The following is a 13,018-nucleotide window of genomic DNA, read 5'->3' on the forward strand; positions in this document are numbered from 1 at the left end:
AGATTTCATGGAACTTAATGCCCTTACCGCAATTTCGCCGGTGGATGGTCGCTACGGTAGCAAAGCGGCTGCCCTACGCCCAATTTTCAGCGAATTCGGTTTAATTAAATACCGGGTCACTGTCGAAGTGCGTTGGTTACAACAACTGGCGGCAGAGCCAAAAATTGCTGAAGTACCGGCGTTATCTGCCGAAGCAAATGCCATTTTAGATAAGATTGTCAGCGAATTTAGTTTAGCCGATGCCCAGCGTGTTAAAGATATTGAGCGCACAACGAACCATGACGTTAAAGCGGTAGAATATCTGTTAAAAGAAAAAGTTGTTAACAACAGCGAATTAGCGGCCATCAGTGAATTTATCCACTTTGCCTGTACGTCTGAAGACATCAACAACTTATCACACGCGTTAATGCTACACGATGCGCGCAGCCAAGTCTTATTACCTGAGTGTGATGCACTGCTTAGCGCACTGAAAACGCTAGCGGTTGATTTAAAAGCCGTTCCTATGATGGCCAGAACGCATGGTCAGCCAGCCTCGCCAACCACCATGGGTAAAGAGATGGCCAATGTTTACATGCGCTTAAAGCGTCAGCGTGAACAAATCGCAGCGATCAGCCTACTGGGTAAAATAAATGGCGCTGTCGGTAACTACAACGCCCACTTATCGGCTTATCCGGATATCGATTGGCATCAATTTGCGGAGCGTTTTGTCAGCTCGCTGGGCATTACGTGGAACCCGTACACCACACAAATCGAACCGCATGATTACATTGCCGAATTATTTGATGCCATTGCGCGGTTCAATACCATTTTGCTGGATTTTGATCGTGATGTCTGGGGTTACATTGCCTTGGGTCACTTCAAACAAAGAACGATTGCCGGTGAAATTGGTTCATCGACCATGCCGCATAAAGTAAACCCGATCGATTTTGAAAACTCAGAAGGTAACTTAGGTATTGCTAACGCGCTGTTTAACCATCTTTCAGCCAAATTACCGGTGTCTCGTTGGCAGCGCGATCTGACTGACTCAACCGTATTACGTAACCTTGGCGTCGGTTTTGGTTATACTTTAATTGCTTATCAAGCCACGTTAAAAGGCATCAGTAAGTTAGAAGTGAACGAAGCCAATTTACGAGCCGAATTAGACGCTAACTGGGAATTACTGGCCGAGCCGGTGCAAACTGTTATGCGTAAATATGGCATCGAGAAACCTTACGAGAAGTTAAAAGAACTGACTCGCGGTAAGCGGATCAGCGCCAATGATCTCGCCTTGTTTATTGATGGCCTAGACTTACCGGCGCAGGCTAAAGCGGAAATGAAACAGCTTAGCCCAGCCGGTTATATTGGTGATGCGATACGGTTAGTTGAGTTATTAGACTAACCACTTAGTTGTCACTGCAGCTTGATGTGGCATTGACGAATAAAGGCGAGCAACTCGCCTTTATTCGTTTTAAGCTGGCAAGCTGCAAAGCGTTGAAACGTTAAGTTAGCGGCTTTACGTTTCAACGCTAACCGGCCAATTGTGCTAACCCTTTCGATCCTTTATTCGGTGCCCAAATATGTACACATTACACCTCGGACAGCTTAGCCTTGCAGACTTTATGCAGCAGTATTGGCAAAAAAAGCCGCTGCTGATCAAGCAAGGTTTTCAAGAATTTAAAGATCCTTTATCCGCCGATGAATTGGCGGGCTTGGCCTTAGATGAAGATGTCGAGTCACGTCTGGTGCAATGTCATGCGGGCAACTGGCAATTAGAAACCGGCCCCTTTGAAGATTTTAATCGCTACGGTGAACGTGATTGGACGGTGTTAGTTCAAGCCGTCGATCATTGGCATCCGCCTGCGGCGGCGTTATTAGAGCCGTTTCGTTTTATCCCGAATTGGCGGATAGATGATTTGATGGTCAGCTTTTCCACGCCAGGTGGTGGTGTTGGCCCGCATTTGGATCAATACGATGTTTTTATTATCCAAGGCGAAGGTAAACGCCATTGGCGCGTGGGTATGCCCGATGCTTCCCTGAAGCAACATTGCCCGCACCCACGCTTATTACAAGTTAGCCCTTTTACAGCCTGTATTGATGCCATTTTAGAGCCAGGTGATATTTTATATATTCCACCAGGTTGTCCGCACGATGGCATCTCTATTGATAACAGCTTGAATTACTCTGTGGGTTTTCGAGCGCCAGCACAAAAAGATCTACTTACCGGTTTAACCGATTATTTAATTGACCACGAGATTGTTGGTAAACGTTTCACCGATCCTGCTCGGCAATTAACTCCGCAAAACGGCGCGATCAGTGAACAAGATTTAGATCAGGTGCAGCAATTGTTACTACAACTGATTAGTGATCGACAATTACTCCCGCAATGGTTTGGCCAATACATTACTCAAGCTAAGCATGAATTAGATCAGCAAGAGCCTGATCCGCATTATCAAGCCGAAGAAATTGCGGAATACCTAGAAGAAGGCTCCGTACTGGCCAGTATCGGCGGTTTACGCTGCAGTTATTATCAGCAAAAACCTGACTGTGATATTTTGTTGTTTATTGATGGTGAGAAAATCGTGTTACCCTCAGAGGAATTACACACCGCGCAACTGCTGACACAGAGCCCCAACATTAGTCAGCAAGACTGTATGCATTTTATTGCCCGCGAAGAGCGTTTGCTGCTGCTCACCGATTTGATCAATCAAGGCTTGTGGTACTTTGTTGAGTAAGCTCTCTGCCCAGAAAAAAACCGCTTAACAGCGGTTTTTTTGTAAAGATTAAAATACAGATTTGAGTGGCGCTTGTGCTAGCTTTGCCACAATTGTTCGTCATCAAACAAGTCATATAAACCGTGCGCACGAGCAACCAATAAATTAGCAAAATCTTGCTGAGTTTTATCAGACACACCCGCTTGAATAATTTGCTCGGCCTTTAACTGCCAATGCAACGCAAAAGCACGGATCGCTTCACGTGCATTAGGTGCTGCGCCGATGGCCATATGGTCTGTTGGTAAGTCGCCACTGATCACCCAAAAGGATTTTTTCTCGCGGGTATTCAGTTTCCAAATAGCCACATAAGGCGGTAAGTAACGGCTTTCACTCACGGCAACGTTATCGGGGATAATACCTTTAGTGGCAAGGTATTCGTTGGCTTTTTGAAACTGCGTTCGCACCCATTCTGTGCGCTCCGCATCACTGATTTCAGCATTATTCTGAGTTAACGACTCACTCATAAACGGCTTCCTATGTTGTAGTTGCCGCTACTTTAGGTGACTCGCTGCCGACAATCAAGTCTTGATAGCGCAGAATCAGCCCACCCCATCCAAAAAGTTCACCTATCAACGCCCTATCAGCTCCGACCACACTCAGACACCGGTCCGACCACACTCTGAGACTCATTTGACCACACGCTGAGACAATTTAGAGCTGAATGATGCTTTGCTGGCAATAGACAGATCAGACGTGTCTCTGAGTGCGGTCTGACCAGTCATTATTTCGTGGGAAAGCTGGCATAAAGTAGGACTAAATGGTAAATTCCGCGCCACAAACATCGGCTACAGTTTACGTAAACGTAAACGGTAGCGCTTTATCCGCTTTTATTCCAATGGAGTTCATTGTGGCTGTATTTAATCATCCTGAATTTGATCAACACGAACAAGTGGTTTATTGCAGTGATCAGGAATCTGGCTTAAAAGCCATCATTGCTGTGCACAGTACCCGCTTAGGCCCGGCTGTCGGTGGTTGCCGCATGTGGGATTATGTCTCAGATGAAGATGCACTGGTCGATGTACTACGCTTATCTCGCGGCATGACTTACAAAAACGCTATGGCCGGTTTGCCATTAGGTGGTGGTAAGTCTGTGATTATCGGTAATGCTAAAACCATCAAGTCTGAAGCCTTGTTCCGTGCCTTTGGTCGAATGGTCCATCGCTTAAATGGCAGCTATTACAGTGCTGAAGATGTGAACATTACCACACACGATATTATGCAAGTGAACCAGGAAACGCCTTTCGTGGCCGGTTTAGAAGGTAAAAGCGGTAACCCTGCTCCCTTTACTGCGCTAGGCACCTACCAAGGTATTAAAGCCGCCGCGATGCATCAGTTTGGCTCGGCCGATCTGAATGGTAAAGTTGTCGCGGTGCAAGGTTTAGGTAGCGTGGGTTTTTACCTGTGTGAATATTTACACGCTGAAGGCGCGAAACTGATTGTTACTGATATCAATGAAGACGCCATCACTCGGGCGGTGAATCAATTTGGCGCAACAGCTGTAGGCTTAAATGACATCTATGCGGTTGATGCTGATATCTATGCCCCCTGTGCACTCGGTGCCACATTAAATGACGACACCTTGCCACAGTTAAAAGTAAAAATTATCGCAGGTTGTGCCAACAACCAATTAAAGCGCGCAGAGCATGGCCAGAAGTTACGTCAAATGGGTATTTTATATGCACCAGACTATGTGATTAACGCCGGTGGCATTATCAATGTCGCCTTTGAGATGCGGCCACAAGGCTATAGTAGCTCTGAGTCAACGGCAAAAGTGAAGCAAATCTACGACACCTTGCTGACTATTTTTGAACGTGCTGATGCAGAAAATTTACCCACCAGCACCGTAGCGGATTTGATGGCGCAAGAAATTATTGCTCGCGGTAAACTGTTATAACGCTTTTTAGTGCAGCAATGTATGAAGGAAATGATGGCTTAAGGCGACGCGGTTAATGAACCGCGGTTTGCTTTAAGCCATCAAGGCCATGGCTGGCAAACGCAGCACTTTACTCGAATCGACCGTGCAGCACTAACCTTCAGTGCTTCACGGTAGACCGCAGCTAAAATTTAACTCTCTGTTTGGCGTGTTAACAAGCTTAAGCGCGTAATCTTGCACACTTAACTGCACAGTACCACGCTGATGTGCTCTTTGTGGCTCATTATTACAGACAACCCACACCATTCCAGCCTAGCCATTTCAAGACAAAACAACGCCGCAACAGCTCAAGCCCTACAAGATAAACTTAACGATTAAATCCCAAGCTATTAGTAAGATTGATAAAATAATCAATAGAAAAATACTCACATGTAGCCAAAACATCGATTGCGGCTTTGCCTTGCTCACTCGCTGTTTGATCACAACCTTAGTCTGTTGCTTACGACCAGAGGAAACCACCGCCCCGGCCGTTGCTGACGCTTTTTTCACTTGAGACATTTTCAACAGCAATCCTTCAGAAAATGTTAACGCCACTCATTAATTCGGATAAGAGGCAGCTAGGGCCTGTAATTCCGCACCGGCAACACGAGTGATCCGCCAGTCATGCATAAGACTGGCACCTTGCGCTTGATAAAAATCGATTGCCGGTTGATTCCAATCCAGCACTGACCATTCAAAACGACCACAGCCACGTTTTACGGCCAATTTTGCTAAATAGCTTAATAATAATTTACCTAAACCCTTACCCCGATATTCAGGTAGAACAAATAAATCTTCCAGATACAGTCCAGGTTGCGCTAAAAATGTGGAGTAATTATGAAAAAACAAAGCAAAGCCCGCCGGCTGCCCTTGATACTCAGCAATCACCACTTCGGCTGCGGGCTTCTCGCCAAACAAGCTCTGTTGTAACTTTTCAGTGGTGGCGACCACGTGATCTGCCATTTTCTCATACTCAGCTAAGCCCTGAATAAAAGCTAAAATTAAGGCGCAATCAGCCTCGGTTGCTAAACGGATCGTGCTGTGATTATTCATAAAATACCTTTGGGATCATAAAATGTCAGGCTAGGCTCAAAATAAGATACTACTATAGCCTGCGTTATGGCGAAAAAAAACCGGAGTATACTCCGGTTTCTTAAAGCGTTAGCGATTACGCTGCATCTTTACTCGGTAAACTGAATTTTTCTAGTTCACCGGGTTTAAAACTATCCACACTGATAGCTTTAAAGCGTAATTCATTCATTTTATGCAGCGATGCAGCTTCAGCTTCTGAAATAATCTTCGCCGCTAACGCTTGCTTAATGGTATCCACCATCGGTTGCTTACGCGCTAACTGACCAGACTTTTGCCCCTGAGCTATTTTCTTCAATAATGGCTGAGCTTCATGCATCGCAACAAAAGCCGCTTCCATTAGGCCTGTAGCATCATCCGCGTCTTCGCCGACATAACACAGATGCGTTAAGCGATCGCGCACCACATTGGGTTTAGACAGTGTCTCGCAAATTTGCTGCGCCACTTCATCGGTTGGCAGTTTGTAGCCGATACCAAATGGAAACACCAAGGTACGTAATGTGCGTGCCACAATGCGATTTGGAAAGTTAGCAAAGAAACCATCAAAGGCTTTACCAATTTCATATAAAGCACGTGCCACACTGTAATGTACAAAAGGCAGATCCGCTTGCTGACGGCCGTTATCTTCGTAAAACTTCAATACGGCTGAAGCAATATACAACTGGCTTAACACATCTCCTAAACGCGCTGAAAGCATTTCTTTGCGTTTTAAATCACCGCCCAGCATCAACATAGATACATCGGCACTTAGCGCTAAGGCACGGCTCATACGGCTTAATTGCTTGTAATAACGAGCCGTGTCACCCGACACCGGTGCAGTGTTAAAGGCACCGGCCGTTAAGCCCTGCCATAACGCTGAAAACGTATTGCCTACCGCAAAACCAACATGCGCCATTAATAGCTTATCAAACTGTGCTAAACCTTCATCGGCATTCGGGTTGGCCGCAGCTTCTAACTCCGCTAACACATAAGGGTGACAACGCGTGGCACCTTGACCAAAGATCATCAAGTTGCGCGTTAAAATGTTCGCACCTTCAACGGTAATCGAAATAGGCACGCCCATATAACCGTGTGCTAAATAGTTCATCGGTCCGCACTGAATGGCTTTACCGGCATGAATATCAAACGCATCGTTTAATAAAATACGTGACATCTCAGTCATGTGATATTTGGCAATGGCGGTGACGACGGCAGGGCTAAGTTTTTGATCAATCGCACCCGCGGTCATCACGCGCATGGCTTCTAATGTGTAAGTTAAGCCACCGATACGCGCTAAGCCTTCTTGCACACCTTCAAATTTACCAATTGATAAACCAAACTGCTGACGCACATAACCATAAGCGCCCGTCATCCGAGCCGCTAAGTGACCCGTTGCGGTGGCCAGCGCCGGTAATGAAATACCGCGACCTGCCGACAAGCACTCTACCAGCATACGCCAGCCGCGACCGGCATATTCTGGCCCACCGATAATCCAATCTATCGGGATAAATACGTCTTTACCGTAAGTGGTACCGTTCATAAAAGCCATATTCATAGGGAAATGGCGATCACCAATTTGCACGCCAGGATGGCTGGTCGGAATTAACGCACAGGTGATGCCTAATTCTTCTTTATCACCCAGTAACTTATCAGGATCAGATAATTTGAACGCCAAGCCCAACACCGTTGCCACAGGTGCTAAGGTGATATAGCGCTTATCCCAGTTCAAACGAATACCCAGTACTTCTTTACCTTCAAATTCGCCTTTACACACCACGCCGGTATCAGGAATACCGCCCGCATCAGAGCCCGCCTCAGGGCCGGTTAAAGCAAAACACGGCACATCAGTACCATTGGCTAAGGGTGGCAACCAGCGGTTCTTTTGCTCTTCTGTACCGTAGTGCATTAACAATTCACCGGGGCCTAAAGAGTTAGGCACCATAATGGTCACGGCAGCTGTTAAGCTGCGCGTCGCAATACGCGATACGATTGTCGAGTTGGCTATCGCTGAAAACTCACGCCCACCATAGCTCTTCGGAATAATCATGGCGAAGAAACCTTCGCTTTTAATGTAATCCCACACGGCTTTAGGCAGGTCTCGCTCTTCTTGCACGATCTTGTAGTCATCCAGCATTTTCAGCAAGGTTTCAACTTGATTATCCATAAAGGCTTGCTCATCGGCCGATAACTCGGCTTTAGGAATGCTGTGCAGTTTTTGCCAGTCTGGTTTACCTTTGAACAGTTCACCATCCCACCACACATCACCGGCTTCCATCGCTTCACGTTCAGTATCTGAAAGAGGCGGTAAGATTTTTTTGAAAATACCAAACACCGGTTTGGTGATCAGACTGCGTCGAATAGAGGTGACACCGAATACCACCACCAGAATAACGATAATTAATAATAAAAAGACCATTTCAGCTTCCTTCCAGCATCAGGCTACGGTTTGTGTTACGCCTGTCGGCATAACATTCGTCAACACAGGCGCAGCAATGGCTGCCGCCAAATAAGGGATCAAGCGTGCTATCACGCCTTCGATATCAACCGACTCGTTAAAATCGGCTAAGGCAATTTCTGCCAACGCATCGTTGGATGCCATGGTAAAAACAATAGAACCCAATGAAAAATGCAACCGCCAAAACAACACGCTCGCAGGCAAATGTGGGCAGCTTTGTTGCACAAGTAACACAAACTTATCTAGGGTTTGACCATAATGATGATTAATAAACCAACGCAAGTGGCCTTGCACATCGGTATAACCGCGCCCTAACAGTTGCAAAAAAGTACGGGTGCCTTTGCGCTGCACATGGTTAAGCTCTAACAAGGGCTTTACGAAAACAGCGAGGATATCCGGTAAGCTATTCGGCTGGGTTTTCGCCAGTAATTGAACAAACTCATGATCTAACCGCGGCATCAACACTTGCAAATAACGCTGTAGCACCGCTTGGATCAGTTCTTTTTTAGAGCCAAAGTGATAATTAACCGAGGCCAGATTCACTTCCGCTTTGGTTGTGATCTGGCGCAGTGAAGTATCATTGAAGCCGGCTTCGGCAAACAGGTTTTGCGCCGCATCCAAAATTTTTAATTGTGTATTCACTTTCACACTCATTTTATTCAAACATGCTTTTTAAACACCTGTTTGAAATGTACGTTTGAATCACTGGTCTGTCAAGTGACATTCTGCAATGAATGTAAGTAATGCCGAGATGTTGCGTGAGTAAGATGATGGGTTTTAGGCAGGCGGTTAAGTTTGCCATTCGCTCTATAGCGGTGTTTTAGCGCGTTGATCTCGCCAAGTTATCGCTTTTTTTGGTAGGCAAAGTAACAGGCCGACTGAACCGCCGACCTGTTAGCGTGGTTTTTACTTCAGAGTACGCTCAAAAAAGCGCGTAATGCTTTTATGTAAATGCGTTTGAACCGGCTGACCAAACATCGAGTGTTTACTGCCTGGGTAGTCAATCATTTCAAACAACAGGCCTTTATCCTGTAAGTGTTTATACAGCTTAGTACTGTGGGTAAACAACACATTATCATCAGCCATACCATGATAAATCAGCAAATCGCCTTTTAGCCCGTCGGCATAAGGGAAGACCGCGCTATCACGATAACCCTCGGCGTTTTGTTGTGGGTGCCCTAAGTAACGCTCAGTGTAATGGGTATCATACAAGGCCCAGTCAGTAACGGGCGCGCCCGCAACGCCGGCGGTGAAATAATCACCGGCTTTAAACAGGGTCATGATGGCCATATAACCGCCATAACTATGGCCATAAATCGCTATTTTCTGCGGGTTGACATGAGGCAAAGTTCGCAGGTACTTAACACCGGTGATTTGATCATCCACTTCGACCTCACCGAGTTTTTTATAGATCGGATCTTCAAAGGCTTTACCACGGTTGTACGAACCACGATTATCTAATTGAAATACCAGATAGCCTTGTTGCGCGAGGTAATGCAAATACAAATTGCGCTGACTCCAACTGTTCGTCACACGCTGAGCATGAGGCCCGCCGTAGACACTGACGACCACAGGGTATTGTTTGCCTGGCACGATATTTTTGGGTTCAAATATACGGTAATGTAAGGTTTGACCATCTTCGGCCTGTAACGTGCCAAAACGCGGGGCATTCAGCTCGCTATGATAAGGGCTTAACGGATGATCTGCGTTCAAGGTGTTTTGCGCTAACCAGGTGAGTACCTGACCATCCATGGCACGCAGCGCTACTTTATCGGGCGTTGTGACATTTGAGAAGCTATCTATAAAACTGCTGCCATCTTTGGCCACAACCACGGCATGATCATAACCGGCTTCTGTGATGCGTTTAATATTGCCATCTTTTAAACTCACCTGATACAGATGACGTTCTAGCACGCTATCTTTGCGCCCGGTAAAGTACAGCAAACCTTGCTGCTCGTTGACGGCATCTAGCTGATCCACCACCCAGTCGCCCGCGGTGAGCTGACGCAGTAACTTGCCATTAAAATCATAGTGATATAAATGTTTATAACCACTGCGTTCAGAGGCCCAAATAAAGCCTTGATTATTACTTAAAAAATGTAGGTCATCATGCAGGTTCAACCACGTGTTGCTGGTTTCCGTTAACAGTAATGTTTGCTTATCCGTTTTAAGATCAACCAAGCGCAGTTCTATTTGCTGTTGGTTACGGCTTTGCCATTGATAACTTACATACCGCGCGTTTTTGCTCCACTCGACTCTTGGCAGATAAATATCAGCATTATCACCGTGCGGTAGCCACTTCACACTACCATCGTTTAATGTCACAACACCTAATTGAATAGTCGTATTGGCGGTGCCGGTATAAGGATAACGCTGTTTAAACAATTTAATTTCGTCAGCATATATTTCATTACGAACGACTTCAGCAACCCCACTTTCATCAGTACGGGTAAAGGCAATTTTACTGTCATCCGGAGCCCACCAATAACCTGTCATGCGGCCCATCTCTTCCTGTGCCACAAACTCGGCCATCCCGTTTTTAATATCACCACCGCCATCAAAGGTCAGTTGGGTTTCTTTACCGGTCGCTATCTCTTGCACAAACAAGTTTTGCTCGCGAATAAAAGCAACATAACGGCCAGTAGGTGAAATGGTGGCATCGGTTTCAAACTCTGGGGTATTTGTCAGCTTTTTTGCTTTATTGCTGGCGAGCTGGTAGTAATACAAATCACCATTTAAAGGGAATAATAAAGCGTCACTACTTTTAGACCAACTGTAACTGACAATACCCGAAGCAAATAAACGTAGTCGCTCGCGGCGGGCTTTTTCTTCATCAGACAGTGTTTCTGCACCACTAATTAAATGGTCGGCATTCACCAGCACACTGTGTTTGCCCTCTTTAATATGGTATTGCCACAAATCTAAACGGTTGGCATCTTCAACTTTGCCTTTAAGATAGGTAACACGGCTACCGTCAGGTGCCATGGTCAAAGAACGAGGCGTCGTGCCGCTTAACACTGGATCGGCGAACAGTCGCTCCAGTTCAAGTTGCTTTGCATCAGCCATAGCGGCACCTCCAAGTAATAAACTGAGTGTTATCAAAACACGTGGTAATTTCACTGGCATTTTTGTTCCTGTGTTTTTGCTGTAATTAAGCGTAACGTTTGTATAATGCTTCGATATAAACTGCAAGCAAAAGCAGATTGCGTTAGGCTTATCTGCGCTGAACAGAGGAAATCTTGATGAAACTGACCGAAGTAAAACACCCACTGGTGCAGCACAAAATTGGTTTATTGCGCGCAGCCGATATTAGCACTCGCCAATTTCGCCAATTAGCCGCAGAACTAGGTAGCCTCCTGACTTATGAAGCAACCAAAGATCTGCCCACTGAGCAACTGACGATAGAGAGCTGGAACGGCCCTTGCGACGTTCAACAAATTCAAGGTAAAAAAGTGACCGTAGTGCCTATTCTGCGCGCGGGCTTGGGTATGCTAGACGGCGTTTTAGATTTAATCCCCAGCGCTCGCATTAGCGTGGTCGGTATTTATCGTGATGAAGAAACTCTGAAACCGGTACCTTACTTTAAAAAACTCGCTGCCGATTTAGATCAACGCTTAGCGATTGTTGTTGATCCCATGTTAGCCACGGGCGGCTCGATGATTGCTACCATCGATTTACTAAAACAGCATGGCTGCCAACAAATCAAAGCTCTGGTGCTAGTTGCCGCTCCTGAGGGAATTAAAGCCTTAGCCGAGGCACATCCTGACATTGAGCTTTATACCGCAGCGGTAGACCAAGGTTTAAATGAGCAAGGTTATATCCTGCCAGGCTTGGGCGATGCCGGTGATAAATTATTTGGCACTAAATAAGCGATTAGTGACACAAGTTCAGTATTAATGACTCAATGCTTATCTTATGAAGTGAACATCCATGCAGTTGATCCCCTGGTCTTATAGTAGCGCACATGGCCTAACCGTGCGCGGACAACACAGCGTGCCAAGTGGCAAGCCTGTATTACATTTTATGCACGGTAACGGCTTTAGCGGCCTAACCTACAGCCCTATGCTACGCCAACTAAGCCTACATTATGATTTGTTCTTGTCGGATGCCCAAGGCCATGGTGATAGTGATCATGGCGAACAGTTTTTAGGCTGGAATAACATTGCGCAGATTGCCGCAGAAGCCTGGTTAACCCATCGCCCATTGTTTGGCACTGCGCCCGTTTACGGCTTAGGCCATAGTTTTGGTGGTGTATTAACCGCCCTGATCCACGCCGAGCATCCACAGTTATTTCAAGGGTTGGTATTACTTGATCCGGTGTTATTCCCCCCCTCAATGCTATTACTGGCCCGAACCCTTGAAGGTGTGCGGCTGTTTAAAAAAAATCCGTTAGCCAAAGCCGCGTTAAGGAGACGCCAACATTGGCCCGATCGCTCTACTGCCTTAAGTTACTTTCAAAGTCGTCGTTTATTTCAAAGCTGGGATGCACAGGCGCTTAATGCTTATGTTGAACACGCCTTAGCTGACCAAGACGATGGTGTGCGCTTAAAGTGCTTACCAGAGCGTGAAGCCGATGTGTTCAGCTCCTACCCAAGAGGGCTATGGCCGGCACTTCGTAAAGCAAAGGCGCCGGTAAAAATCTTTTATGGGGAACAAACCTTTCCATTTGTCGTCAAAGCCGTGGCTAAATGGCAACAATTAAACAGCGGGGTGCAAAGCCGGCAAGTGCCTGGCGGCCATTGCTTTATGCAAGAACAACCGTTGCAAAGTGCACTTTGGGTGCGCGAAGCATTACAAGGGTTTGCACCGATAAAATAGGCCTGTTTCCTAAGT

Annotated in this window: 11 protein-coding genes; 5 read left to right on the forward strand and 6 right to left on the reverse strand. The window is 46.2% G+C overall.

Going from position 1 to position 13,018, the window contains the following annotated elements; translation table 11 throughout:
* Positions 1-7: 7 nt before the first annotated feature.
* Together purB and ORJ01_RS01060 are read left to right on the forward strand one after the other, a co-directional pair.
* The gene (gene purB, locus ORJ01_RS01055) at positions 8-1,378 is read left to right on the forward strand and encodes an adenylosuccinate lyase (protein WP_306176648.1); all 1,371 of its coding nucleotides are present in this window, start codon (positions 8-10) and stop codon (positions 1,376-1,378) included.
* Between the two features lie 178 nt (positions 1,379-1,556).
* Positions 1,557-2,711 carry a cupin domain-containing protein gene (locus tag ORJ01_RS01060; RefSeq protein WP_306176649.1) on the forward strand — a complete coding sequence of 385 codons (1,155 nt, stop codon included), beginning with the start codon at positions 1,557-1,559 and terminating at the stop codon, positions 2,709-2,711.
* 77 nt (positions 2,712-2,788) lie between these two features.
* On the opposite strand, the gene ORJ01_RS01065 is transcribed toward ORJ01_RS01060, so the two are convergent.
* Positions 2,789-3,214, reverse strand: coding sequence for a DUF4826 family protein (locus ORJ01_RS01065; RefSeq protein WP_226750926.1), 426 nt, complete (start codon positions 3,212-3,214; stop codon positions 2,789-2,791).
* Between the two features lie 383 nt (positions 3,215-3,597).
* Between ORJ01_RS01065 and ORJ01_RS01070 the strand changes: the two genes are divergently transcribed.
* Complete coding sequence (locus ORJ01_RS01070) at positions 3,598-4,644, forward strand: Glu/Leu/Phe/Val dehydrogenase (RefSeq protein WP_306176650.1); 1,047 nt, start codon at positions 3,598-3,600, stop codon at positions 4,642-4,644.
* A 333-nt stretch (positions 4,645-4,977) separates the two neighbouring features.
* On the opposite strand, the gene ORJ01_RS01075 is transcribed toward ORJ01_RS01070, so the two are convergent.
* From ORJ01_RS01075 to ORJ01_RS01095, 5 genes are all read right to left on the reverse strand, one after another.
* Positions 4,978-5,181, reverse strand: a complete 204-nt coding sequence (locus tag ORJ01_RS01075) for a hypothetical protein (RefSeq protein ID WP_226750925.1) — start codon at positions 5,179-5,181, stop codon at positions 4,978-4,980.
* A gap of 39 nt (positions 5,182-5,220) precedes the next feature.
* Positions 5,221-5,715: a GNAT family N-acetyltransferase gene (locus ORJ01_RS01080; protein WP_306176651.1), complete on the reverse strand. Its 495-nt coding sequence runs from the start codon at positions 5,713-5,715 to the stop codon at positions 5,221-5,223.
* A gap of 115 nt (positions 5,716-5,830) precedes the next feature.
* Complete coding sequence (locus ORJ01_RS01085; protein WP_306176652.1) at positions 5,831-8,146, reverse strand: acyl-CoA dehydrogenase; 2,316 nt, start codon at positions 8,144-8,146, stop codon at positions 5,831-5,833.
* An 18-nt stretch (positions 8,147-8,164) separates the two neighbouring features.
* Positions 8,165-8,839: a TetR/AcrR family transcriptional regulator gene (locus ORJ01_RS01090; RefSeq protein WP_226750922.1), complete on the reverse strand. Its 675-nt coding sequence runs from the start codon at positions 8,837-8,839 to the stop codon at positions 8,165-8,167.
* A 252-nt stretch (positions 8,840-9,091) separates the two neighbouring features.
* A complete protein-coding gene (locus tag ORJ01_RS01095) occupies positions 9,092-11,311 on the reverse strand; it encodes a S9 family peptidase (RefSeq protein WP_306176653.1) in 2,220 nt (739 codons plus the stop codon).
* Positions 11,312-11,427: 116 nt separating this feature from the next.
* Here ORJ01_RS01095 and upp point away from each other — a divergent pair, with 116 nt between their 5' ends.
* Both upp and ORJ01_RS01105 read left to right on the forward strand, forming a co-directional pair.
* On the forward strand, positions 11,428-12,054 hold the full coding sequence (gene upp, locus ORJ01_RS01100) for a uracil phosphoribosyltransferase (RefSeq protein ID WP_306176654.1): 627 nt from the start codon (positions 11,428-11,430) through the stop codon (positions 12,052-12,054).
* Between the two features lie 61 nt (positions 12,055-12,115).
* A complete protein-coding gene (locus ORJ01_RS01105; RefSeq protein ID WP_306176655.1) occupies positions 12,116-13,003 on the forward strand; it encodes an alpha/beta fold hydrolase in 888 nt (295 codons plus the stop codon).
* The last annotated feature ends 15 nt before the right edge of the window (positions 13,004-13,018 follow it).

It is taken from the genome of Alishewanella sp. SMS8, assembly GCF_030737935.1.
Taxonomy (GTDB): Bacteria; Pseudomonadota; Gammaproteobacteria; order Enterobacterales; family Alteromonadaceae; genus Alishewanella; species Alishewanella maricola.

Bases quoted from the DNA above. Each gene is read 5' to 3' on its own strand.
- purB (WP_306176648.1), top strand. From the start codon at position 8: ATGGAACTTAATGCCCTTACCGCAATTTCGCCGGTGGATGGTCGCTAC.
- ORJ01_RS01060 (WP_306176649.1), top strand. From the start codon at position 1,557: ATGTACACATTACACCTCGGACAGCTTAGCCTTGCAGACTTTATGCAG.
- ORJ01_RS01065 (WP_226750926.1), bottom strand. From the start codon at position 3,214: ATGAGTGAGTCGTTAACTCAGAATAATGCTGAAATCAGTGATGCGGAG.
- ORJ01_RS01075 (WP_226750925.1), bottom strand. From the start codon at position 5,181: ATGTCTCAAGTGAAAAAAGCGTCAGCAACGGCCGGGGCGGTGGTTTCC.
- ORJ01_RS01080 (WP_306176651.1), bottom strand. From the start codon at position 5,715: ATGAATAATCACAGCACGATCCGTTTAGCAACCGAGGCTGATTGCGCC.
- ORJ01_RS01085 (WP_306176652.1), bottom strand. From the start codon at position 8,146: ATGGTCTTTTTATTATTAATTATCGTTATTCTGGTGGTGGTATTCGGT.
- ORJ01_RS01090 (WP_226750922.1), bottom strand. From the start codon at position 8,839: ATGAGTGTGAAAGTGAATACACAATTAAAAATTTTGGATGCGGCGCAA.
- ORJ01_RS01095 (WP_306176653.1), bottom strand. From the start codon at position 11,311: ATGCCAGTGAAATTACCACGTGTTTTGATAACACTCAGTTTATTACTT.
- upp (WP_306176654.1), top strand. From the start codon at position 11,428: ATGAAACTGACCGAAGTAAAACACCCACTGGTGCAGCACAAAATTGGT.
- ORJ01_RS01105 (WP_306176655.1), top strand. From the start codon at position 12,116: ATGCAGTTGATCCCCTGGTCTTATAGTAGCGCACATGGCCTAACCGTG.